The following is a 21,549-nucleotide window of genomic DNA, read 5'->3' as shown; positions in this document are numbered from 1 at the left end:
GCCACCTTGGGATGCTGGGCCCATGACGGACACCCCCGCCCGGTTGCTCGGCCTGCTTTCGCTGCTCCAGACACCGCGCGAGTGGCCGGGCAGCGAACTGGCCGAGCGGCTCGACGTCAGCCCGCGCACGATCCGGCGCGACATCGACCGGCTGCGCGAACTCGGCTACCCGGTGGAGGCCAGCCGCGGCGTCGCGGGCGGCTACCGGCTGGTGGCGGGCACCGCGATGCCGCCACTGGTGCTCGACGACGACGAGGCCGTCGCGATCGCGGTGGGGCTGCGGACGGCCGCGGGGCAGACCGTCGCCGGGATCGAGGAGGCGTCCGTGCGGGCGCTGGCCAAGCTGGAGCAGGTCCTGCCGGCCCGGCTGCGCCGCCGGGTGGGCACGATCGGCACGGCGACGGTCGCCATCCCGGCCGCGGGGCCGGCCGTCGACCCGGCGCAGCTGACGGTGTTCGCCGGCGCGATCACCAACCACGAGACGGTCCGCTTCCGCTACCGCGCGAACGACGGCGAGGAGACGCGGCGGCGGGCCGAGCCGCTCCGGCTGGTCGCCACCGGGCGCCGCTGGTACCTGGTGGCCTACGACCTCGACCGCGCGGACTGGCGCATCTTCCGCGCCGACCGGATCCGCGACGCCCAGGCGACCGGCGGCCGGGTGGTGCCGCGCCGGCCACCCGCCGCGGACCTCGGCGCCTATGTGCTGGACCGGCTTTACGACCTCGTGCCGACGTACCGGGCGGTGGTGGTCCTGGCGGAACCGTCGGCACAGGTGGCACCCCGCCTGGGCGCGGCGGCGGGCGAGCTGACCGACCTCGACGAGGGCGGCTGCCGGTGGCGCAGTCACGCGGACACGCTGGACTGGCTCGCGTTCCGGCTGCTGGGGCTGGGGTGCGCGTTCACCGTCGAGGAACCGCCGGAACTGGTGGCGCACTTGAAGGTGCTCGCGAACCGCGCCGCGGCCGCGGCGGGTGCGGAGAGTTAGCCTGCCGCCGGGATCGCGGTTGATCGGCATCCCTGCCTCGCCGCTTGGCCGCCACTGGCCGCGGCGGACCGACCTCACGCCACGGCTGCTCAGCGCCATCCCCAGCCAACCGCCCGCTCGCCGCCCGCACCGGCAGACCGTTCCAACCAATCCCACGCCACGGGCGCTCAGCGCCGCCATCCCCGGCCAGCCAACCGCTCGCCACCCGCAGCGGCGGACCAACCGGTCACCTCGTCCGTGCAGCACTGCCATCCCTCCCCTGTCTCGCTCGCCGGCCGCCGCGGTGGGCCGGTCCGTCGGGGACCGGCCCACCGCGCGTTCAGCTCGGCTCACCCCCGTCCAGGTCCGTGCGCCTGCTCGGCGGCACGGGGAGGTAGCAGCCGGGGTTCTCCGGGTCGCAGCCCACGCGGGGCAGCCGGGCGCGGATCCCGCCCGGGGTGCGTTCGAAGTACGCCGCGATCTCCGCGACGCTCTCGCCCGCGATCCACCGGGACTCCAGTTCCGCGTCCATCTCCCCGTTCCACGGCCGGCCCTGCTGGGCGGGCCGGCCCGCGGATCTTCGCCGTGGCCCCCGGCCTTCGCCGGTCGCGGAGAGCAACCCGTCCGCGACCAGGTCGGCCACCTTGGCCGCCACCGCCACGTCCAGGTCGAGGCTGCCCTCGGCGACCGGTTCGCCGCCGGGGCCGCCGGCTTCCAGGGTGATCATCACCCGGGGAGTCGGTTCGGCGCGGTCGTCGTCCGTCCTGGTGGCGACCGCGATCTGGTAGGTGATGTCCTGTGCCCGGATCTCGGTCCGGCGCTCTTCGATGATCGACATGCCGCGAAGCTAGCGCGCACCCCCGACAATTTCCGGCCACGCGCTGCTCACGGGCGACTTCGCTCCGAAATCGCCGGACCCCGGCGGACATGACGGTGCCCCGGTCCGGGCGAGCCGGACCGGGGCACCGTCAGGGGCTTCCGATCAGAAGTGCAGCAGCTGGGCCGGCTGCTTCTCCTGCACTGCCTTCGCGGAGCTGTCCGACTTCTGCGCGGCGGCGCCGTCGGGCACCGGCGCCGGCACCGGGTCGCACTGGACGTCCGAGTGGTTGCCGGGCTGACGCTTCGGCAGCGCGCCGGTGGCCAGGTAGTCGGCGATCTTGTCGTCCACACAGGACACCCCGGACAGCGAGCCGGCGTGCGTCGTGCCGCCCGGCGCGCTGATCAGGCTCGAGTTCGGGTACCGCTTCCGGACCTCCAGGCTGCCGGCGTACGGCGTGGCGGCGTCGAGCTCCTCGCTGATCAGGAGCGCACCGGCGACCTTGCGGCCGTCAATGTCGACCGGCTTGCCCGCCTTCGCCGGCCAGTACACGCAAGGTGCGTTGAACCAGGCGTTGCCCCAGGTCTCGAACGGGGCCTTGAAGTACGTCACCCAGTTGTCGGCGCGCCACTTGTTCCAGTTGGTCGGCCACTGGACGTCGGTGCACTGCACACCCAGGTACACGGCGAAGCCGTTGTCGGCGCCGGGCGGGTTCGAAGCGTCGTAGAGGTCCTTCAGCGTCTGCCAGTCACCCTTGTGGACGAAGGCGTCGAAGGCCTTCGCCATGTCGACCCAGCCGAAGACGTAGTAGCCGGCCTGCAGGAAGATGTCGGTCCACTCGTCGCCGCCGATCACCTCGCCCGCCGGGTTCTTGGCGAGCTTGCGCTGCGTGTCGTACCACAGCTTCTCGACCGCGGAGCCGGTCTTGCCGAGGTGGTAGACGTTGTCGTAGGACGCCAGCCAGTCGAAGTAGATCTTGATGTTCTTGTCGAACTGGACGTCCTGGTCGAGGTTGGCCTGGTACCAGACCTTGCGCGGGTCGACGTTGCCGTCCAGCACCATCCGGCGGACGTTCTTCGGGTACAGCGTGCTGTACACCTGGCCGAGGTAGGTGCCGTAGGAGAAGCCGTAGTAGTTGATCTGCTTCTCGCCCAGTGCCTTGCGCAGGCTGTCCATGTCCTGCGCGACGTCGGTCGTCTTCAGGTGGTCGAGGATCTCGCCGTTCTTCCTGCACGCGTCGGCGTAGCCCTTCGAGCGGGTGAGCCACGTCTGCTCGAGCCCCGGCGTGGTCGGCACGTAGGCCGGCCGGTTGTAGCTGAAGTAGTTCCCGTCGCAGCTGATCGCCGGCTTGCTGGACCCGACGCCCCGCGGGTCGAAGCCGATCCAGTCGTAGTTGTCGCCCGCGTGGTTCGGCACGTACTTGCCGAGCACCGAGAGCCCGAGGCCGGAGCCGCCGGGGCCGCCCGGGTTCACCAGCATGATGCCCTGGGACTGCGCGGTCTTGTGCTTGATCCGCGACACCGCGACGGAGACCTTGGTCCCGCCCGGCTTCGCGTAGTCCATCGGCACTTCGAGGAAGCCACACTCGGCGCCGTTGGCCTTCAGGCTCGCCGACGCGCAGGGCCCCCAGGCGATCGGCGCGGGGGTGAACTGCACCCCGGGATCCGCCGAAGCGGCGGGCGCGGCGGCCATCAGCCCGGCCGCGAGACCCGCGGCGGCGACGGCGGCAACGATTCTCTTCACAGTCGTCCTTTTCATCCGCATTGGACAGAGTTCGCCGGATTCCGGCGAAACTACCGGCAACCTTCGCCAATCTCGTCGACCGGCGCGACTTCCGCCATCCGTCTTTCGTCGGGACCTGGCGCGGTCGCCGGGCCCCGGAACTGTCGGTGCCCGGCAGTACGCTCCGGACCTCCGGAGGGCGACGGGAGGACGCATGAGCGTGGACGAACAGCTGGTCAAGGCGATCCGCACCGGGCTGGCCGAGCTGGCCGACCCGGTGAAGGCACCGGCGATGCAGGCCTACATGAAGTCGGCGATGCCCTTCCGCGGGGTGGCCTCACCCGAGCGGACCACGCTTCTCAAGCGGGTTCTGGCCGACCACATAATGCCCGATCGGGTGACATATTCGGCGACCGTGCTGGAGTTGTGGCGGACAGCCGAATTCCGCGAAGAGCGCTACGCGGCCATCGCGCTCTCGGGGCACCGGGCGTACCGGCAGTGGCAGGACCGGGAACTGCTCCCGATGTACGAGGAGCTGATCGTCGACGGCGCGTGGTGGGACTACGTGGACGAGCTCGCGATCCGCCGGATCGGGCCGATCCTGCGCGCGGACCGGGCTCGGGTGACGCCGGTGATGCTGAGCTGGGCGGCGGACGCGAACCTGTGGCGGCGGCGCACGGCGATCATCTGCCAGATCGGGGCGAAGGACGACACGGACACCGACCTGCTCACGCGGACGATCGAGCCGGCGATCGCCGAACCGGAGTTCTTCCTGCGGAAGGGAATCGGGTGGGCCCTGCGCGAGTACGCGAAGACAGCACCCGATTGGGTGCGGTCCTTTGTGGACGACCACCCGGGACTGTCGGGGTTGTCGCGGAGGGAGGCGCTCAAGCACATCGGGTGAGCGGAGGTGCGGGCCGGGTCGCCGGAAATGCCGAAAGGGGCCGGTTTCCCAGCCCCTTTCGCACTACCTGGCCGCTACCGGCTGACCCGCTACGCGCGCAGCGTTGCCTCGAACCGCTCGCCCGCCGCCGCCACCGCGGCGTCCCGGGCCTTCGTTGCCTCGTCGACCGTCAGGGTCCGGTCCGGCGCGCGGAACCGCAGCTTGTACGCCAGCGACCTCTTGCCCTCGCCCACCTGCTCGCCCGCGTACACGTCGAACAGCGTGATGTCCTCGAGCAGCTCGCCCGCGCCCTCGCGCAGCACCGCGGCCAGGTCCGCCGACGGCACCTCCGCCGCCGCGACCAGGGCCACGTCCAGGAGCACCGGCGGGTACCCCGACACGCTCGGTGCCGGGCGGGAGTCCGGGAGCGGGATCGCGTCCAGGTCCAGCTCCATCGCCACCGTCCGCGGCGGCAGGCCCAGTGCCTCCACCACCTTCGGGTGCAGCTCGCCGGCGTGGCCGACCGGCCAGTCGCCCACCTGGAGACGGGCGCAGCGGCCCGGGTGCCACGGCGGGAGGTCCGTCGCCTGGACCGTCAGCTCGATGCCCGCCGCCTCGGCGACCGTGCGGGCCGCCTCGACCGCGTCGGCCCAGTTCGCCTGCTCGCCCGCTCCCCACCAGCCCGCGCGGGTGCGCTGGCCGGCCAGCACCACCGCGACGTGCAGCGGCTGCTGCGGCACGGCCGCCTCCAGCAGGGCCAGTTCCTCGTCCGTCGGCCGCCGGTCGACGCCGAGGTCCGGGACCTTCAGCGGGTTCGGTGCCGGCAGGACGACCTGGCCGACGTGGAACAACGCCACATCCTTCATCCCGCGGGACACGTTGCGCTGCAGCGTGTCCAGCAGGCCCGGCAGCAACGTCGTCGCCAGCCGGTTGCGATCGGCCTCCAGGGGGTTGCGCACGACGACCGTGTTGCGGCGGACGTCGTCCGCCGGCAGGCCGAACGCGTCCCACACCGAGTCGGCGATGAACGGGAACGGGCGGACCTCGACGTACCCCGCCTCGGCCAGTGCCCGGGACACGCTCCGGACGCGCCGCTGGCCGTCGGTCAGGCCGCGGCCCGCCGGGGCGGCCGGCAGCGTCGACGGGATGCTGTCGTAGCCCTCCAGCCGCAGCACCTCTTCGACGAGGTCCGCGGGCTGGCGCAGGTCGCCGCGCCAGCTCGGGGGGATGGCCGTCACCAGGCCGGTGCCGTCGTCGCCCGTGCCGACCGAGACCTTGCAGCCGATCTGGGACAGCCGGCGGACCGTGACGCCGCGCTGGTAGTTCACGCCCGCGACCTTGTCGGGCAGGTTGATCGGCATCACGACGGCCGGGTTCGGCTCGACGACGCCCTCGTCGGTGCGGCCGGGCTGGATGGCGGCGTCGCCGTACTGGCGCAGCAGCCGCGCGGCCAGCTCGACCGCCGCCGGGCACAGCTGCGGGTCGGTGAACCGCTCGAACCGCTTCGCGGCCTCCGAGAACAGCTTGTGCCGGCGCGCGGTGCGGCTGATCGCGGCCGGGTTCCAGTGCGCCGCCTCGAGCAGCACGTCGGTGCTCTCCGGCGTGATCTCGGTGCTCGCGCCGCCCATCGTGCCGGCGAGGGAGATGACGCCGCTGTCGTCGGCGATGATCACGTCGTCCGGGTCGAGCGTGCGCTCGACGTCGTCCAGCGTCGTCAGCTTCTCGCCCGGCTTCGCCCGGCGGACCACCAGATCGCCCTGGATGGCCTTGGTGGCGAACGCGTGCAGCGGGTGCCCGAGCTCGAGCATCACGTAGTTGGTGACGTCGACGGCCAGCGAGATGGACCGGATCCCGGCCAGCATCAGCCGCCGGCGCATCCACCACGGCGTCGGCGCGGTCGCGTCCAGGCCGGTGACCCGGCGCAGCACGAACCGCGGGCAGCCTTCCGGGTCCTCGACGTGGACCGGCCAGGCGTCACCCTCGGCCGCCGGGACCTCCAGCAGCGCCGGGTCGCCGAAGGGCACGTCCAGCGCGTTCGACAGCTCGCGCGCGAGGCCGCGGACGGACAGCGCGTAGCCGCGGTCCGGGGTCGGGGCCAGCTCGAGCACGGTGTCGTCGAGGCCGAGCAGCTCGCGGGCGTCGTCACCGGGGCTCGCGGTGCCCGACGGCAGCACGAGGATGCCCGCGTGGTCGTCGCCGAGGCCGAGCTCGCGCGCCGAGCAGATCATGCCGTCGCTGACGCGGCCGTAGGTCTTGCGGGACGCGATGGTGAAGTCGCCGGGCAGGACCGCGCCGGGCAGCGCCACGACGACCAGGTCGCCCTCGGCGAAGTTGCGCGCGCCGCAGACGATGCCGCGGGTGCGGATGCCGTGCGGCCCCTCGTCCTCGAACTCGCCGTCTTCCTCGTCGTCGTCTTCGTCACCCTCGTCGAGGGCGGGCTCTTCGGCCTCTTCACCGACGTCGACGCGGCAGAACCGGATCGGCTTCTTGAACTCGGTCAGCTCTTCGATGTCGGCCACGCGGCCGACGACCAGCGGGCCGGTCACCGGCCCGAGCTCCTTGACGTCGTCGACCTCGATGCCGATCCGCACGAACGCGTCGGCCAGGTCCTGCGGCGTGACCTCCTCGCCGATGTCGAGGTGCTCGGTCAGCCAGCTGACGGGGACTCGCACTACGCCTCCGTTCCGAAGGGAAGGGTGAAGCGGACGTCGCCCTCCACCATGTCGCGCATGTCCGGGATCCCGTTGCGGAACTGCAGGGTGCGCTCGATGCCCATGCCGAAGGCGAACCCCGAGTACACGTCGGGGTCGACGCCGCAGGCGCGCAGCACGTTCGGGTTGACCATGCCGCAGCCGCCCCACTCCACCCAGCCGGGGCCGCCCTTCTTCTCCTCGAACCAGACGTCCACCTCGGCGGACGGCTCGGTGAACGGGAAGAAGTGCGGACGCAGCCGCGTCTTGGAGCTCTCGCCGAACATCGCGCGGGCGAAGGCGTCCAGCGTGCCCTTGAGGTGGGCCATGGTGATGCCCTTGTCCACCGCGAGGCCTTCGACCTGGGTGAACACCGGGGTGTGCGTCGAGTCCAGCTCGTCGGTGCGGTACGTCCGGCCCGGGCAGACGACGTACACCGGCAGGTCGCGGTGCAGCAGCGTGCGGGCCTGCACCGGCGAGGTGTGCGTGCGCAGCACCAGGCCGGAGTCCTCGTCGCCGACGTAGAACGTGTCCTGCAGCTGGCGCGCGGGGTGGTCCTTGCCGAAGTTCAGCGCGTCGAAGTTGAACCACTCGGCTTCCAGCTCCGGGCCCTCGGCGACCTCGTAGCCCATCGCGACGAACGCGTCCGCGACGCGCTCGGAAATGGTGCTGATCGGGTGCCGGGCGCCGCGCGGGACGCGGTCCCACGGCAGCGTGACGTCGACGGCCTCTTCGCGCAGGACCCGCTCGTCGCGCTCCACCTGGAGCTCGGCGCGGCGGGCGTCGAAGGCCGCCTGGACGGCTTGGCGGGCCTCGTTGACGCGCTTGCCGGCCTCGGCCTTCTCCTGCTTGGGCAGGGCGCCGATCTCGCGGCGGGCCAGGCCCACCGGGGACTGGTCGCCGAGATGAGCCGGCTTGACCTCGGCCAGCGCTTCGAGCCCGGTCGCGGCGGCGAACGCGGCTTCGGCGGCCTTGACCGCCTCCTGCAGCGTCTCGGGGGCGAGCACCGCGCCCTGGGCTTCCTTCTCCTTGGCTCCGGACATAACTCCTCGGCGTCCGCTGGGACTGGTCGTGCGCGCACCGCCGGACACGCGGCGCGCGAGAGGTCAAAGGCGTGAAAAGTCTATGGGATCGGGTCCGCGCGCCCCCGGTCGCCCCGGGCCGCGCTCAGCGCTCGCGGAACGCGTCGGCGAAGTCCACCGACGCGAATTCGCCGGGGACCACGCCGTCGGCGGCGTAGCGGTACAGCGCCGTCTGGTAGATGCCGGACAAAGTCGTGGTGAAGACCGCCACCAGCAGGGTCCAGACGATCGCCAGCCCGACCGTGACGAACACGGTGGCCGTGCCGCCGAGCAGGAACCCGGCCCCGAGGAACACGACGTACCCGGCCAGGGTGAGCAGGAAGCCGATCAGGCCGAGGCCCGCGGTGCCGGCGACGTTCTCGCCCCAGGCGCGGCGGAACAGCTCGACCGAGCGCTTCACGCTGCCGCGGACCCCCGCGCCTTCGAGCATGACGACCGGCAGGACGAGGAACGTCGTGAGCCGCCAGGCCAGGCCGACCAGGCTGCTGACGATGCTGCCGAGGAAGCCGAGCCGCTCCTCGATCGTGCGCAGTACCAGGCTGACCGTCGCGGTGAGGCCGGCCCAGCCGAGCAGCGCCGGCCAGCGACGGCCCGCCGCGGCCAGGCCCGCGCCGACGCCCGGGACGCCGCCGTCGCCGCGCAGCGCGAGGTCCGCCTGGGAGACGAGGGCGGCGTTGAAGAAGATCGTGGTGAACGCCGAGACGAGGTAGAACGCGCCGAGCAGCACATACGTCCCGACGCTGGGCCGGACGCCGCCGGTCTGGACGTGGGCGGTGAAGAAGGCCGGCGTGAGGAACGCCGCGGCGACCAGCAGCCCGGCGATCCCGGCGAGCACCGGGAACCACGCCAGGCCCTTGTGGGCGCGCAGCACCCGGACCGAAGCGACGAACAACGCGTACGAACGGGCGAGCCTGCCCATGTTTTCCCCCAGGTGACCACAGTGGATACCGGGGGCAGCCTACTCGCGGATCAGCGGCGTGCCGCCATCGCGCTCGTGTACACGCAGACGGCCGCCGCGGTGGCGAGGTTGAGGCTTTCCGCCTTGCCGTACAGCGGGATCCGGACGGCGAGGTCGGTCCGGTCGAGGACGGCGGCGGGCAGGCCGTGGGCCTCGTTGCCGAAGACCCACGCCGTCGGCTCGGTGAGATCCACCCGATCGAGTTCGGCGTCGGCGTAGCCGTGCGCGGCGAACGTGCGCAGGCCCGCGGCCGAACAGGCGGCGAGCGCGGCCGGGACGTCGCGGACGCGCGCGATCGGCAGGTGGAACAGGCTGCCGGCGGCGGCGCGGACGCACTTGCCGTTGTGCGGGTCGACGGTGTCGCCCGCCAGCACCACGGCGTCGGCGCCGGCCGCGTCGGCGACGCGGATCACGGTGCCCGCGTTGCCGGGGTCGGCGACGTCGACCAGCACGACGACGAGCCGGGCACCCGGCGTCACGGCTTCGTCGAGGGGACGGTCGAGCAGGGCGCAGACGGCCACGATGCCTTGCGGTGTCACGGTTTCCGACAGCCCGTCGGCGGCACGGTCGGTGATCGGCGAGACGGCGACGCCGGCCGCACGGGCCGCGTCGACCAGGTCCGCGTGCTGCTCCGCCGCGCGCGAGGTGACGAACAGTTCGTACACCCGGCCGCCGGTCAAAGCGGCTTCGACGGCGTTGGCGCCTTCGGCCAGGAACCGGCCGGTCTTGTCGCGTTCCGCGCGCCGCGTCAGCTTGCGCGCAGCAACGACCCGGGGGGTCCGTTCGGTGAACGGATCCACCCCGGGTCGGGGAAAGCTGCCGGTCAGGCCGACTTCGCTTCGGTGTTCACGTTGGCCTTGGCGAGCTCGGCCAGCGCGGTGAAGGCGGCGGCGTCGTTGACGGCGAGGTCCGCGAGGATCTTGCGGTCGACCTCGACACCCGCGGCCTTGATGCCCTGGATGAACCGGTTGTAGGTCACGCCGTTCGCGCGAGCCGCCGCGTTGATGCGGGTGATCCACAGCTGGCGGAAGTCACCCTTGCGGGCACGGCGGTCCCGGTAGGCGTAGTTGAGCGAGTGAAGCGTCTGCTCCTTGGCCTTGCGGTACAGCCGCGAACGCTGGCCGCGGTAGCCGCTGGCCAGTTCGAGAGTTGCGCGACGCTTCTTCTGGGCGTTGACCGCCCGCTTGACGCGTGCCACGGGTCCATCCTGTCGATCTCAGGGGGCGAAGGGGGACGCCCCGGGTGGTTACTGCAAGTTCTGCGGGATCAGATGCCGAGCAGGCGCTTGACGCGGCCGGCCTCGGTCTTCGCCAGCTCGGTGGTGCCCTCGAGGCGGCGGGTGAGGCGGTTCGACTTCTTCTCCATCAGGTGGCGGCGGCCGGCCTTCTGGCGGCGCAGCTTGCCCGAGCCCGTGACGCGGATCCGCTTGGACGTCCCGCTGTGGGTCTTCATCTTCGGCATTTCAGTCCTCTTTCGTGCGGCGGCTCACCGGAAATCCGGTGAGCCGCTGACATGTGCTGGGCGCTTACCCTGTGTCAGCCTTCGGGGGCCGCCTCGGCCTTCGCCTTCGGCTTCACGTTCTTGTGCGGGGCCAGCACCATGATCATGTTGCGACCGTCCTGCTTGGGCGACGACTCCACGAAGCCCAGCTCGGTCACGTCGTCGGCGAGCTTCTGCAGCAGCCGGAACCCGAGCTCCGGCCGGGACTGCTCGCGACCACGGAACATGATCGTGACCTTGACCTTGTTGCCCGCCGCCAGGAAGCGCGACACGTGACCCTTCTTGGTCTCGTAGTCGTGCTGGTCGATCTTGGGGCGCAGCTTCTGTTCCTTGATGACGGTCAGCTGCTGGTTGCGACGCGACTCGCGGGCCTTCTGCGCGCTCTCGTACTTGAACTTGCCGAAGTCCATGAGCTTGCACACCGGCGGGCGGGCCTGCGGCGCGACCTCGACGAGGTCGAGATCGTTCTCCTGCGCCAGGCGCAGCGCATCCTCGATCCGGACGATGCCGACCTGTTCGCCGGCGGGGCCGACGAGTCGGACCTCCGGCACCCGGATACGGTCGTTGATGCGTGTCTCGGAGCTGATGGGGCCTCCTTGGTCCGAGGAATGTTTCCTGTTCTCGTTTCGACCTGGTGCCCACATAGCGAAGGCCCCGGTCACCTGTCGGTGCGCGGGGCCCACTCTGTTTCCGATCGTGTCCCGGAGGACACTTCTTCACCCTGGACTGGCGTCCGGGCGAGACCGGACCCGGCCACCTGTGCGGTGACGCGGGTGGGAGCGGGGCTCCACTTGCCGCCCCCGATCGCTCGAGGGCTGGTCGCTCGTGGAAGGGTACCAGACGTGTCAGATCAACCCTCCGAACAGGCCCCCTATTCCCCGGACGACCGCCACCTGGCCGAGATCCCCAGCGTGGAGGTGATCAGCCGCGCGGCGGTGATGCTGCTGTCGGCCGGCGCCGAACGGCTCGGCCTGGCCGACGCCGACCCGGCGACGTCCCCGCACCGCGACCTCGACGAAGCCCGCCGGCTCATCACCGCTTTGGCCGGGCTCGTGACGGCTTCCGCGGAGTACCTGGGCCTGCACGCCGGGCCGTTGCGCGACGGCCTGCAGTCGCTCCAGAAGGCGTTCCGGGAGGCTTCGGCCGTGCCCGACGAGCCTGGTCAGGGCCCTGGGGAAAAGTACACCGGCCCCGTTTACTGATCGGACGACCCGGCCGGCGTCGTAACGCCGGCCGGGAACCGGATCAGCCCCGAAGGACCGGCCTGGCGGGCATCCGCGCCGACGGGGGCGAGGCGGCCCGGGAGCGCGAGCACGGCCAAATCTCGAGGGATCGGCGCGCCCCGCACCGGCAGACCCCGGGCCGAAGAATCGAGTCGGCCCGCAGCCACGCGTCGACTCGGGATAGAGGCCATCAGATCGCCAGGGTCGCCTCGGCCTGCGTCTGCGCCCCACCGAGCCGCTGATAAACCGGCCTGAGCCGAGCGGGCCGCTTGCCGGACCAGCCATCTAACATCTAACATGTTACATGTGAACCTCCCGAAGGTAGCCCGTCCGCTGCTGCGCGACGAGGCGTACGACCGCATCCGGCGCGCCATCGTCGACGGCACTCTCCCGCCGGGCACTCCCCTGCGCGACGGCGACCTCGCCGAGCAGCTCGGGCTGTCCAAGGCCCCCGTCCGCGACGCCCTGCGCCGGCTCACCGAAGACGGCCTCGTCGACCAGAAACCGCAGAGCTACACCCGCGTCTCCGAAGTGATGTCGCCCGACGTCCTCGACGCGCGGGAGATCGTCCGGCTGCTGCACGAATTCGCCGTCCGGGCCGCGGCGGCCAAAGCCCGCCCGGCGGACATCGCCGCCATGCGGGCCGCCAACGACCGGTTCGCGCGGGCGATCGAAGCCGGCGACGTCGAGGCCGCGATCAAGGCGGACGACGAACTGCACGACATCCCAGTCCGGCTGGCGGGCAACGCCGCCGTCGCCGCGACCCTCGACCGCTACACACCGCTGCTGCGCCGGCTGGAGCACGCGCGCTTCAGCTCGACGCTCGCTTGGAACTCCGTCGAGCGCCACGCCCGGCTCATCGACGCGCTCGAAGCCCGCGACACCGGCACGGCGGTCTCCGTGATCTCGACCATCTGGACCGATCTGCTGGAGGACCGATGACCCTCGCCGACTTCCCCCGCTACCCGCTGCTGTTCGGCCCGTCGCCGGTGCACCCCCTGGGCCGGCTCACGAAGCACCTCGGCGGCGCGAAGGTCTGGGCCAAGCGCGAGGACGTCAACTCCGGTCTCGCCTACGGCGGCAACAAGACGCGCAAGCTCGAATACCTCGTCGCCGACGCGCTGCAAGAAGGCGCCGACACGCTCGTCTCCATCGGCGGCGTCCAGTCCAACCACACCCGGCAGGTCGCGGCCGCCGCGGCGCGGGCCGGCCTGAAGGCCGTGCTCGTGCAGGAAAGCTGGGTCGACTGGCACGACCCGCTCTACGACAAGGTCGGCAACATCCAGCTCTCGCGCATCCTCGGCGCGGACGTCCGGCTCGTCCAGGCCGGCTTCGGCATCGGGTTCAAGCAGGCGTGGGAAGACGCCGTCGCCGAGATCGAAGAGAACGGCGGCAAGCCGTACGCCATCCCCGCCGGCGCGTCGGACCACCGGCTCGGCGGCCTCGGGTTCGCGAACTGGATCGTGGAACTGGAGCAGCAGGAGAAGGAGCTCGGCGTCTTCTTCGACACCGTGATCGTCTGCTCGGTCACCGGCAGCACCCAGGGCGGCATGGTGGCGGGCACGGCACTCGGCCGCCCGAGAAGGATCCTCGGCATCGACGCCTCCGCCAAGCCCGACGAGACCCGCGAGCAGGTCACGCGCATCGCGCGCAACACCGCCGAACTGATCGGCGCCGGCGAAATCCCGGAGGTCGAGCTGGACGACCGCTACCACGCCGGGGTCTACGGCATCCCCGATAAGTCCACTGTGGACGCGATCGAGACGTGTGCCCGGCTGGAGGGGATGATCACCGACCCGGTGTACGAGGGCAAGTCGATGGCCGCGCTGATCGACCTGGTCGGCCGCGGGGAGATCGGGACGGACTCGAACGTCCTCTACGCCCACCTCGGCGGGCAGCCCGCCCTCAACGGCTACACGAGCGTCCTCGGCTGAACCGGTGGGCCGGGGAAGCCCGGCCCACCGCGGGCTCAGTCCAGCACGCAGAGCACGTCGATCTCGACGAGGAGCTCGCCCGGCAGGCCGACGTACACCGTCGTGCGGGCGGCGTGCGGCGCGTCGCCGATCAGCTCGTTGTAGACCTCGTTGAACGGCGCGAAGTGCGCGGTGTCGGTCAGGTACACCCGGACCATGATCGCGTCGGCGAGGCTCGAGCCCGCCTCCGCCAGCACGGCCTCGATGTTCTTGAACGTCTGCCGCGTCTGGCCGACGACGTCGTCGCCGACGATCGCGCCGGTGGCCGGGTCGAACGCGACCTGGCCGGCGACCTGCAGCAGGTTCCCCTTGCGGACGGCCTGCGAGAACTTCGCCGGCGGCTTCGGCGCGTTCTCGGTGGAAACTGCCGTCTTGCTCATCAGTGCCCCTTTCCGTTCTCCGTCCATCCACTGTGGACGGAAGCTTCCGTGGTCGCGGCGCGCAGGTCCGGCACCAGCGCGAGCAGGCCTTCGTAGTCGAGCAGCACCTTCGGCACCGACATCGACGCGGCGGCCAGCACTTCGCCGTCCGCCCCGCGCACCGGCGCGGCGATGCAGTGGATGAAGTCCTCGTGCTCGGCGTTGTCGACGGCGTACCCGAGGCGGGCGACCCGCTCCAGCTCCGCCAGGAAGTCCGACGCCGAGGTGATCGTGTTCGGCGTCAGCACCGGGTACTCGATCGACCGCGCGATCTCCTCGCGTTTCGAGGCAGGCATCGCCGCGACGAGCACCTTGCCGACCGCCGTGCAGTGCAACGGCGCCCGCTTGCCGACGCGCGAGTACATCCGCACCGAATGCCGGCCCTCGTACTTGTCGATGTAGACGACCTCGCCGTCGTCGTAGCTGGCCAGGTGCACGGTGTGGCCGGTGCGCGCGTTGAGCGCGGCCAGCGCGGGCTGGGCGCTGCGCCGGACGTCGATCGAGTCGAGCGCCTGGTTGGCCAGGTCGAACATCGCGCTGCCCAGCCGGTAGTAGCGGGCGCCTTCGCGGCGGACGAAGTGGTGCTGCTCGAGGGTGCGCAGCAGCCGCAGCACGGTCGACTTGTGCACGCCGATCTCCTCGGCGAGGTCGTCGAGGGTGCGCGCGTCCTTGGCGATCGAGTTCAGCAGCGTCAACGCGCGGTCCAGACTCTGGCTCACGTCCGCACCAGCCCCTCTCCGGTCAGCCGGGCCGAACTCCACTCGTCCGGACCCGCCTGGAGCAGGCTATCCACCACCGGACGCGGCAGGGGCACCCCGACGTCGTCGTGGGTGAGCAGGGTGACGGCGGCCTGCAGGTGGCCCTGCCGCAGGCGGGCCAGCGGCTCGGCGCCGCGCAGGGTGGCGGCGAGGAAGCCCGCGGCGAACGCGTCGCCGGCGCCGACCGGCTCGACGACGTCGACCTTCAGCGCGGGCGCGAACAGCGGTTCGCCCTCGACCAGCGTCGCGCCGCGTTCGCCGTGCTTGACGACCAGCGTGCGCGGACCCGGCAGCAGGGCCCGCAGTGCGGCGGGGTCGCCGGTCCCCCAGACGTGCTGGGCTTCGTCGTCGCCGGTCAGGACGATGTCGGCCTGGCCGGCCAGTTCGGCGAGCAGGCGCGGGTCGCGGCCCGTCCACAGCGCGGGCCGCAGGTTGACGTCGAACGAGATCAGCCGGTCACCGCGAGGCATTTCCAGGAGCGCCCGCACCAAGGCGAGGCAGCTGTCGGACAACGCCGGAGTGATGCCGGACAGGTGCAGCACGCGGACGCCGTCGAGGTCGAGCCGGTCCAGCAGCGACGGGTCCAGCGCCGACGCGGCCGAGCCGGCGCGGTAGTAGCGCACCGGGCTGCCGCCGGCGCCGCTTTCCTTGACGTAGAGCCCGGTCGGCCGGGTCGGGTCGACGACGCACGCACTGACGTCGACGCCGTGGGAAGCGACCTCCCGCAGCATCGCGCGGCCGAACGGGTCGTCGCCGACCGCGCTCACCCAGCCGCTGCGGACGCCCAGCGTCGGCAGGTTGCAGGCGACGTTCGACTCGGCGCCGCCGATCGTGCGCAGCCACCGCTTCACCTCGTCCGGCGGGCCGGGCTCGGCGGGCACGAACAGCGCCATCGACTCGCCGATACACAGCACCTCGGGCCCGCTCGTCACTGTCCGTCTCCCTGCCCTTCGCCCCGTTGACCTGTAGCGACCCGGATGCTACACCTATGGCACTCAAAATGTGCAACAGTCGTTGCAACATACGCAACAGAGGTCGCCGCCGATGAACGCCTGCACCATGAACACCGCCGCGCTCGACGCGCTCCGCCAGGAGCGGGTCGACTGGCGCTTCCGCTCGGCCGCCCCCGCCCTGACCGGGCTCACCCTGGCCGAAGCCGCGGACCGCCGGCTCAACCTGTTCACCGACGGGTTCTTCGCGCCCTTCGTCGTCCTCGACGAAGAAGCGCTCGAACACAACCTGCGGACGATGGCCGCCTGGTGCGCCGCCCGCGGCGTCGTGCTCGCCCCGCACGGCAAGACCACCATGGCCCCGCAGCTGTTCGCCCGCCAGATCGAGCACGGCGCCTGGGGCGTGACCTGCGCGAACGCCGGTCACCTCCGGATCTACCGCGCCTTCGGCGTCTCGCGGATCCTGCTTGCCAACCAGCTCCTGGACCCGGCGGGCCTGCGCTGGCTGGCCGCCGAGCTGGCGGCCGACCCGGCGTTCGAGTTCGTCTGCTGGGTCGACTCGGTCCGCGGCGTCGAGCTGATGACCGAGGCCCTCGCGGGCAGCGAACGCCCGGTGGACGTCCTGGTCGAACTCGGCGCCGACGGCGGCCGCACGGGCGTCCGCGACACCGCGACCGCGTGGGCCGTCGCCGAAGCCGTCGACGCCAGCCCGGTCCTGCGGCTGCGGGGCACCGGCGGGTACGAGGGCGCGCTCTCCCACCACACCGACGAAGCCGCGCTCGCCAAGATCAGCTCCTATGTGGACGGTCTGCGCGACCTCGCGATCGCGTTCGCCGGCAAGGGCTTGCTGGACGGGCAGATCATCGTCACCGCCGGCGGCAGCGCGTACTTCGACCAGGTCGCCAACGAGCTGACCAAGCCGTGGCCGGACGGCCTCGACGTGCTGCCGGTGCTGCGCAGCGGCGCGTACGTCACCCACGACGACGGCTTCTACCGCGAGATCTCCCCGCTCGGCGACCACCCGCGCATCGACGGCGTCGAGTCCTTCCGGCCCGCTCTGCGCGCCTGGGCGCAGGTGACGTCGAAGCCGTCGGACGACCTCGCGCTGCTGACCATCGGCAAGCGCGACGCCTCCTTCGACGAGGGCATGCCCGAGCCGCAGCTGCGCCGGACGCCGGGCGGCCCGGCCGAGCCGCTCGAAGGGCACGTCGTCGCGAAGATGAACGACCAGCACGCGTTCCTCACCCTGCCGCCGGGGTCGCCGATCGAGGTGGGCGACTGGGTCGGGCTCGGCCTTTCGCACCCGTGCACGGTGTTCGACAAGTGGCCGCTGCTGCCGGTCACCGCCGTCGACGGCGAAACCGTCGTCGACCTCGTGCGGACGTGGTTCTGATGGACGTCGTCGTCAGGAACGCGCTGGTCGCCGACGGCACCGGCGAGCCACTCGCCCGCCACGACGTCGGCATCACGGGCGGGAAGATCGCCGAGGTCGCGGACGCGGGCTCGCTGACCGGCGGCCGGACGATCGACGCCGATGGGCTGGTGCTCGCGCCCGGCTTCATCGACATGCACTCGCACTCCGACCTGCAGCTGCTGGCCAACCCGGACCACCCGGCCAAGATCACCCAGGGCGTCACGACCGAGGTGCTCGGGCAGGACGGGCTGTCGTACGCGCCGGTCGACGACACCGTCCTGGACGCGCTGCGCCAGCAGCTGGCCGGCTGGAACGACGACCCGCCGGGGTTCGACTGGAACTGGCGCTCGGTCGGCGAGTACCTCGACCGCCTCGACCGGGGCGTCGCGGTGAACGCGGCCTACCTGGTGCCGCAGGGCACGGTCCGGATGCTCGCCGTCGGCTTCGCCGACCGGCCCGCGACCGACGCCGAAATGAACCGGATGAAGGACCTGGTCGCGACTGGCCTCGCCGAAGGCGCGATGGGGATGTCCTCCGGCCTCACCTACACGCCGGGGATGTACGCGGATACCGGCGAGCTGGTCGAGCTGTGCCGCGTGGTCGGCGAAGGCGGGGGGTTCTACAGCCCGCACCACCGCAGCTACGGCAAGGGCGCGCTGGAAGCGTTCGCCGAGATGATCGACGTCTCGCGCCGCTCCGGCTGTCCCCTCCACCTGGCGCACGCGACGATGAACTTCTCGGTGAACAAAGGGAAAGCGCCCGACCTGCTGAAGCTCCTGGACGACGCACTGGACGACGGCTGCGACGTCTCCCTCGACACCTACCCCTACCTGCCGGGCGCGACCTACCTCTCGGCGCTGCTGCCGAGCTGGGCCGCCGAGGGCGGGCTCGCCGCCACCCTGGCTCGCCTGTCCGATGTGGACACCCGCGAGCGGATCCGCGTGGCGATCGAGGAGTCCGGTTCGGACGGTGCGCACGGCGTCCCGATCGACTGGGAGGCCATCGAAATCAACGGCGTCCGCAACGAGCGCAACGCCCACCTGGTCGGCCGCAGCGTCGCGGCTTCGGCCGAGGCGGCGAACGTGCCGCCGTCGGAGCTGTACTTCGACACGCTGCTCGACGAACGGCTCGGCACGTCGTGCCTGATGCACGTCGGGCACGAGGAGAACGTGCAGGCCATCATGCGGCACCGCACGCACACCGGCGGCAGCGACGGCCTCCTCGTCGGCGCCCGGCCGCACCCCCGCGCGTGGGGCACGTTTCCCCGCTACCTGGCCCGGTACGTCCGCGAACTGGGCGTGCTGGACCTCGCCGAGTGCGTCGCCCACCTGACCGGGCGGGCGGCCCGCAGGCTGCGGCTCACCGACCGCGGACTGGTCCGGGCCGGGTACGCCGCCGACCTGGTGCTGTTCGACCCGGACACGGTCGCCGACACCGCCACCTTCGACGACCCGCGGCAACCCGCCGCGGGCATCACCCACGTCTTCGTCAACGGCGTCGCCGCCCTCGACGACGGCCGTCCCACCGGCGCCCTCGCCGGCCACTCCCTGCGCAACCCCCGGAGAGCCCGATGATCCACTGGCTGCAACACACCACGGGCGGGCTGCTCACGCTCGCCGCCGTCTCGATCGCCGTCCTGCTGGTGCTGATCGTCAAGCTCAAGGTCGAGCCGTTCATCGCCCTGATCGTCGTCGGCCTGCTCACCGCCCTGGCCGCGGGCCTGCCGGTCGGGACGATCGTCGGCACCGCCCAGAAGTCGTCGGACTCCTTGCTGGAAAAGGGGTTCGGCAGCATCCTCGGGCACATCACGGCGATCATCGGACTCGGCACGCTGCTCGGGTCGATCCTGGAACGCTCGGGCGGCGCGAAGGTGCTCACCGGCGCGCTGCTGCGGGCGTTCGGCGAGAAGCGGGCGCCGCTGGCCATGGGCGTCGCCGGGTTCATCTTCGGCATCCCGGTGTTCTTCGACATCGGCATCTTCGTGCTGGCGCCGCTCGTTTACGTCGCGGCGAAGCAGGGAAAGCGCTCCCTCGTGCTGTACGCGATGCCGCTGATCGCGGGCCTGTCGATCACGCACGCCTTCCTGCCGCCGCACCCGGGCCCGGTCGCCGCGGCCGGCCTGCTGCACGTCGAGCTCGGCTGGATCATCCTGATGGGCCTCGCGTGCGGCATCCCGGCGTTCCTGATCGGCGGCGTGGCCTACGCGACCTGGATCGGCAAGCGCATCGACGTCGCCGTGCCGGAAGAGATGATCGTCGCCGAGGAAGAGGGCGAGCGGGAAGAGAACGTGCCGTCGCTGGCGCTGGTCGGCTCGATCATCGCGGTGCCGCTGGTGCTGATCCTGGCCGGCACGTTCGGCAGCATTTGGCTGCCGAAGGGCTCGGCGCTGGCCGGCGTGGCGGCGTTCGTCGGTACCCCCGCCGTGGCGCTGACCGTCGCCGTCCTGCTCGCGTCGTGGCTGCTCGGGCTGCGTCGCGGGTTCACCGGCAAGGACCTCAACGAGCTGGCGGCGAAGTCGCTGCGGCCGGTGGCGATGATCCTGCTCGTCGTCGGTGCGGGCGCGTTCTTCGGCGCGGTGCTCTCGGCCACCGGGATCGGCAAGGCCGTCGCGGACTCGCTGCACGACGCCGGGCTGCCGGTGCTGCTGGCGGCGTACGTCATCAGCTGCGGCATGCGCATCGCGCAGGGCTCGGCCACCGTCGCCATCGTGACCACGAGCGGGATCATCGCGCCGACCGTGGCGCAGCTCGGGTATTCGCAGGTGCAGCTGGCCCTGCTGGTGATGGCGATCTCGGCCGGGTCGATCATCGCCTCGCACGTCAACGACGGCGGCTTCTGGATCGTTTCGCGGTACTTCAACATGAGCGTCGTGCAGACGCTGAAGTCCTGGACCGCACTGGAAACCGTGCTTTCCCTTTCCGGATTCGGGGTTTCGGCATTGCTCATGGCCGTGGTCTAGACCATACTGGGGTGAGCCGCCGACCCGAACCCGTTGGGAGACAATGACGATGACCGGAATTTCCCGTCGCACGTTCCTCGGCGCCGCCGCGGGCGCGAGCGCCGCCACCGTTTTCGGGGCCCAGCTCGCGTCCGCGGCCACCACCTCGAAGGGCTGCATCGCCGGAGGAACCGTGTACATCGGCAGCTACACCAGCGGGGCCAACGGCCACGGCCTCGATGTCACGACCCGGTCCGGTGCGGCGCTGAACCCGGTGCGCACGGTGCCCGGCAGCACCGACACGTCGTGGTTCGACCGCGGCGCCGACGGCAAGACCCTGTACGTCACCAACGAAGGCGACCCGAACGGGTACGTCTCGGCGTTGAACATCGCCGACGCGACGAAACCGAAGCTGCTCAACAAGGTTTCCTCGAAGGGCGGCGCGCCGACGCACCTGAGCGTGCACTCGAGCCAGAAGTACGTGCTGGCCGCGAACTACAGTTCGGGCAGCGTCGTCGTGCTGCCGATCCTGGCCGGGGGCAAGCTCGGCGCGGCCACGGACCTCGTGACGCACCAGGCCGACTCCGGGCAGGCCCACGCCCACCAGGTCGTCAACGACCCGACCGGCCGCTGGGTGCTCTCGGTCGACCTCGGTGCCGACTCGGTGTACGTCTACTCGCTCGACGTCGGCACCGGGAAGCTTTCCCTGCACCAGCAGCTGAAGCTGCCCGCCGGCGCCGGGCCGCGGCACCTCGCGTTCGACCGGACCGGGGCGTTCGCCTACATCCTGCAGGAGCTGCGGCCGGAGGTGACGGTCGCGAGCTGGGACGCGGCCACCGGCACGCTGAAGGCGCTTTCCGTCGTCCCGGCCGTGCCGCCGGGCAGCACCGGCGACCGCTACCCCGGCGAGATCATCCTGTCCAGGGACGGGAAGTTCGCCTACGCCACCGTCCGCGGGCCGAACACCCTGGCGACGTTCTCCGTCGCCGGCGGGACGCTGAAGCTGGTGTCCACTGTGGCCACCGGCGGCAACTGGCCCCGGCACGTGGCCCTCGACCCCGGTGAGAACTGGTTCTACGTCTCGAACCAGCGGTCCGGCACCGTCACCTGGCTGCCCCGCGACCCGGCCACCGGCCTGCCCGGCGCGGTCGCCGGCAGCCTCGCGGTGCCCGACGTCAACTCGGTCTACTTCGCCTGAACGACGGTCGTGGGTGGGTATAAGTTTTGTTAAACTTTTATGGCAGATCGGACCGGGGCA

21 protein-coding genes are annotated in these 21,549 nt (G+C 71.5%); 9 read left to right on the top strand and 12 right to left on the bottom strand.

Annotation, left to right across the window (positions count from 1 at the left end; all coding sequences use genetic code 11):
- Positions 1–22 precede the first annotated feature (22 nt).
- Complete coding sequence (locus AB0J40_RS46540; protein ID WP_364466945.1) at positions 23–985, top strand: YafY family protein; 963 nt, start codon at positions 23–25, stop codon at positions 983–985.
- A gap of 319 nt (positions 986–1,304) precedes the next feature.
- Here the strand turns inward: AB0J40_RS46540 and AB0J40_RS46535 are convergent, their stop codons facing one another.
- Positions 1,305–1,802 carry a helix-turn-helix domain containing protein gene (locus AB0J40_RS46535; RefSeq protein ID WP_364466943.1) on the bottom strand — a complete coding sequence of 166 codons (498 nt, stop codon included), beginning with the start codon at positions 1,800–1,802 and terminating at the stop codon, positions 1,305–1,307.
- A gap of 144 nt (positions 1,803–1,946) precedes the next feature.
- On the bottom strand, positions 1,947–3,524 hold the full coding sequence (locus AB0J40_RS46530) for an alpha/beta hydrolase (protein ID WP_364466941.1): 1,578 nt from the start codon (positions 3,522–3,524) through the stop codon (positions 1,947–1,949).
- A gap of 193 nt (positions 3,525–3,717) precedes the next feature.
- Here AB0J40_RS46530 and AB0J40_RS46525 point away from each other — a divergent pair, with 193 nt between their 5' ends.
- On the top strand, positions 3,718–4,407 hold the full coding sequence (locus tag AB0J40_RS46525) for a DNA alkylation repair protein (RefSeq protein ID WP_364466939.1): 690 nt from the start codon (positions 3,718–3,720) through the stop codon (positions 4,405–4,407).
- A gap of 89 nt (positions 4,408–4,496) precedes the next feature.
- Here the strand turns inward: AB0J40_RS46525 and pheT are convergent, their stop codons facing one another.
- The 7 genes from pheT to infC all read right to left on the bottom strand — a co-directional run bounded on the left by pheT (position 4,497) and on the right by infC (position 11,260).
- On the bottom strand, positions 4,497–7,058 hold the full coding sequence (gene pheT / locus AB0J40_RS46520; protein ID WP_364466937.1) for a phenylalanine--tRNA ligase subunit beta: 2,562 nt from the start codon (positions 7,056–7,058) through the stop codon (positions 4,497–4,499).
- On the bottom strand, positions 7,058–8,119 hold the full coding sequence (gene pheS / locus AB0J40_RS46515) for a phenylalanine--tRNA ligase subunit alpha (RefSeq protein WP_364466935.1): 1,062 nt from the start codon (positions 8,117–8,119) through the stop codon (positions 7,058–7,060). The genes pheT and pheS overlap by 1 nt, the downstream gene beginning before the upstream one ends.
- A 124-nt stretch (positions 8,120–8,243) precedes the next feature.
- Positions 8,244–9,077, bottom strand: a complete 834-nt coding sequence (locus AB0J40_RS46510; RefSeq protein WP_364466933.1) for a DUF6159 family protein — start codon at positions 9,075–9,077, stop codon at positions 8,244–8,246.
- Between the two features lie 50 nt (positions 9,078–9,127).
- Positions 9,128–9,916 carry an RNA methyltransferase gene (locus AB0J40_RS46505; protein ID WP_364466931.1) on the bottom strand — a complete coding sequence of 263 codons (789 nt, stop codon included), beginning with the start codon at positions 9,914–9,916 and terminating at the stop codon, positions 9,128–9,130.
- A gap of 23 nt (positions 9,917–9,939) precedes the next feature.
- Entirely contained in the window at positions 9,940–10,314 is a 375-nt protein-coding gene (rplT, locus tag AB0J40_RS46500) for a 50S ribosomal protein L20 (RefSeq protein ID WP_086672344.1), read from the bottom strand.
- Positions 10,315–10,382: 68 nt separating this feature from the next.
- Positions 10,383–10,577: a 50S ribosomal protein L35 gene (gene rpmI / locus AB0J40_RS46495; RefSeq protein WP_125312384.1), complete on the bottom strand. Its 195-nt coding sequence runs from the start codon at positions 10,575–10,577 to the stop codon at positions 10,383–10,385.
- Between the two features lie 74 nt (positions 10,578–10,651).
- The gene (gene infC / locus AB0J40_RS46490) at positions 10,652–11,260 is read right to left on the bottom strand and encodes a translation initiation factor IF-3 (protein WP_364466970.1); all 609 of its coding nucleotides are present in this window, start codon (positions 11,258–11,260) and stop codon (positions 10,652–10,654) included.
- Positions 11,261–11,458: 198 nt separating this feature from the next.
- On the opposite strand from infC, the gene AB0J40_RS46485 reads away from it, so the two are divergent.
- The 3 genes from AB0J40_RS46485 to AB0J40_RS46475 all read left to right on the top strand — a co-directional run bounded on the left by AB0J40_RS46485 (position 11,459) and on the right by AB0J40_RS46475 (position 13,773).
- A complete protein-coding gene (locus AB0J40_RS46485) occupies positions 11,459–11,818 on the top strand; it encodes a DUF1844 domain-containing protein (protein WP_364466929.1) in 360 nt (119 codons plus the stop codon).
- A 327-nt stretch (positions 11,819–12,145) separates the two neighbouring features.
- A complete protein-coding gene (locus tag AB0J40_RS46480) occupies positions 12,146–12,781 on the top strand; it encodes a GntR family transcriptional regulator (protein WP_364466927.1) in 636 nt (211 codons plus the stop codon).
- The gene (locus tag AB0J40_RS46475) at positions 12,778–13,773 is read left to right on the top strand and encodes a 1-aminocyclopropane-1-carboxylate deaminase (RefSeq protein WP_364466925.1); all 996 of its coding nucleotides are present in this window, start codon (positions 12,778–12,780) and stop codon (positions 13,771–13,773) included. Before AB0J40_RS46480 ends, AB0J40_RS46475 begins: the two co-directional genes overlap by 4 nt.
- 35 nt (positions 13,774–13,808) lie before the next feature.
- Here the strand turns inward: AB0J40_RS46475 and AB0J40_RS46470 are convergent, their stop codons facing one another.
- From AB0J40_RS46470 to AB0J40_RS46460, 3 genes are read right to left on the bottom strand one after another with little or no spacing between them, the layout of a single operon-like run.
- A complete protein-coding gene (locus AB0J40_RS46470) occupies positions 13,809–14,192 on the bottom strand; it encodes a RidA family protein (RefSeq protein WP_086864195.1) in 384 nt (127 codons plus the stop codon).
- Positions 14,192–14,950, bottom strand: a complete 759-nt coding sequence (locus AB0J40_RS46465) for an IclR family transcriptional regulator (RefSeq protein WP_364466923.1) — start codon at positions 14,948–14,950, stop codon at positions 14,192–14,194. The genes AB0J40_RS46470 and AB0J40_RS46465 overlap by 1 nt, the downstream gene beginning before the upstream one ends.
- Positions 14,947–15,882 carry a sugar kinase gene (locus AB0J40_RS46460; RefSeq protein WP_364466968.1) on the bottom strand — a complete coding sequence of 312 codons (936 nt, stop codon included), beginning with the start codon at positions 15,880–15,882 and terminating at the stop codon, positions 14,947–14,949. The genes AB0J40_RS46465 and AB0J40_RS46460 overlap by 4 nt, the downstream gene beginning before the upstream one ends.
- 151 nt (positions 15,883–16,033) lie before the next feature.
- On the opposite strand from AB0J40_RS46460, the gene AB0J40_RS46455 reads away from it, so the two are divergent.
- The 4 genes from AB0J40_RS46455 to AB0J40_RS46440 are packed head-to-tail and all read left to right on the top strand — an operon-like array spanning position 16,034 to position 21,489.
- A complete protein-coding gene (locus AB0J40_RS46455) occupies positions 16,034–17,332 on the top strand; it encodes an amino acid deaminase (RefSeq protein ID WP_364466921.1) in 1,299 nt (432 codons plus the stop codon).
- Complete coding sequence (locus AB0J40_RS46450; RefSeq protein ID WP_364466919.1) at positions 17,332–18,927, top strand: D-aminoacylase; 1,596 nt, start codon at positions 17,332–17,334, stop codon at positions 18,925–18,927. The genes AB0J40_RS46455 and AB0J40_RS46450 overlap by 1 nt, the downstream gene beginning before the upstream one ends.
- Positions 18,924–20,312, top strand: coding sequence for a gluconate:H+ symporter (locus AB0J40_RS46445; RefSeq protein WP_364466917.1), 1,389 nt, complete (start codon positions 18,924–18,926; stop codon positions 20,310–20,312). Before AB0J40_RS46450 ends, AB0J40_RS46445 begins: the two co-directional genes overlap by 4 nt.
- A 49-nt stretch (positions 20,313–20,361) precedes the next feature.
- The gene (locus AB0J40_RS46440; RefSeq protein WP_364466915.1) at positions 20,362–21,489 is read left to right on the top strand and encodes a lactonase family protein; all 1,128 of its coding nucleotides are present in this window, start codon (positions 20,362–20,364) and stop codon (positions 21,487–21,489) included.
- Positions 21,490–21,549: the final 60 nt, after the last annotated feature.

This window comes from Amycolatopsis sp. NPDC049691 (assembly GCF_040675005.1).
Classification (GTDB): domain Bacteria; phylum Actinomycetota; class Actinomycetes; order Mycobacteriales; family Pseudonocardiaceae; genus Amycolatopsis.
Note: the sequence above shows the minus strand (reverse complement) of the source record. Positions and strands in the feature narration are given on the sequence as shown.

Excerpts from the sequence above, each read along its gene's own strand:
- AB0J40_RS46540 (WP_364466945.1), top strand. The coding sequence starts at position 23 with ATGACGGACACCCCCGCCCGGTTGCTCGGCCTGCTTTCGCTGCTCCAG.
- AB0J40_RS46535 (WP_364466943.1), bottom strand. The coding sequence starts at position 1,802 with ATGTCGATCATCGAAGAGCGCCGGACCGAGATCCGGGCACAGGACATC.
- AB0J40_RS46525 (WP_364466939.1), top strand. The coding sequence starts at position 3,718 with ATGAGCGTGGACGAACAGCTGGTCAAGGCGATCCGCACCGGGCTGGCC.
- pheS (WP_364466935.1), bottom strand. The coding sequence starts at position 8,119 with ATGTCCGGAGCCAAGGAGAAGGAAGCCCAGGGCGCGGTGCTCGCCCCC.
- AB0J40_RS46510 (WP_364466933.1), bottom strand. The coding sequence starts at position 9,077 with ATGGGCAGGCTCGCCCGTTCGTACGCGTTGTTCGTCGCTTCGGTCCGG.
- rpmI (WP_125312384.1), bottom strand. The coding sequence starts at position 10,577 with ATGCCGAAGATGAAGACCCACAGCGGGACGTCCAAGCGGATCCGCGTC.
- infC (WP_364466970.1), bottom strand. The coding sequence starts at position 11,260 with ATGTGGGCACCAGGTCGAAACGAGAACAGGAAACATTCCTCGGACCAA.
- AB0J40_RS46475 (WP_364466925.1), top strand. The coding sequence starts at position 12,778 with ATGACCCTCGCCGACTTCCCCCGCTACCCGCTGCTGTTCGGCCCGTCG.
- AB0J40_RS46470 (WP_086864195.1), bottom strand. The coding sequence starts at position 14,192 with ATGAGCAAGACGGCAGTTTCCACCGAGAACGCGCCGAAGCCGCCGGCG.
- AB0J40_RS46460 (WP_364466968.1), bottom strand. The coding sequence starts at position 15,882 with ATGGCGCTGTTCGTGCCCGCCGAGCCCGGCCCGCCGGACGAGGTGAAG.
- AB0J40_RS46455 (WP_364466921.1), top strand. The coding sequence starts at position 16,034 with ATGAACGCCTGCACCATGAACACCGCCGCGCTCGACGCGCTCCGCCAG.
- AB0J40_RS46450 (WP_364466919.1), top strand. The coding sequence starts at position 17,332 with ATGGACGTCGTCGTCAGGAACGCGCTGGTCGCCGACGGCACCGGCGAG.
- AB0J40_RS46445 (WP_364466917.1), top strand. The coding sequence starts at position 18,924 with ATGATCCACTGGCTGCAACACACCACGGGCGGGCTGCTCACGCTCGCC.
- AB0J40_RS46440 (WP_364466915.1), top strand. The coding sequence starts at position 20,362 with ATGACCGGAATTTCCCGTCGCACGTTCCTCGGCGCCGCCGCGGGCGCG.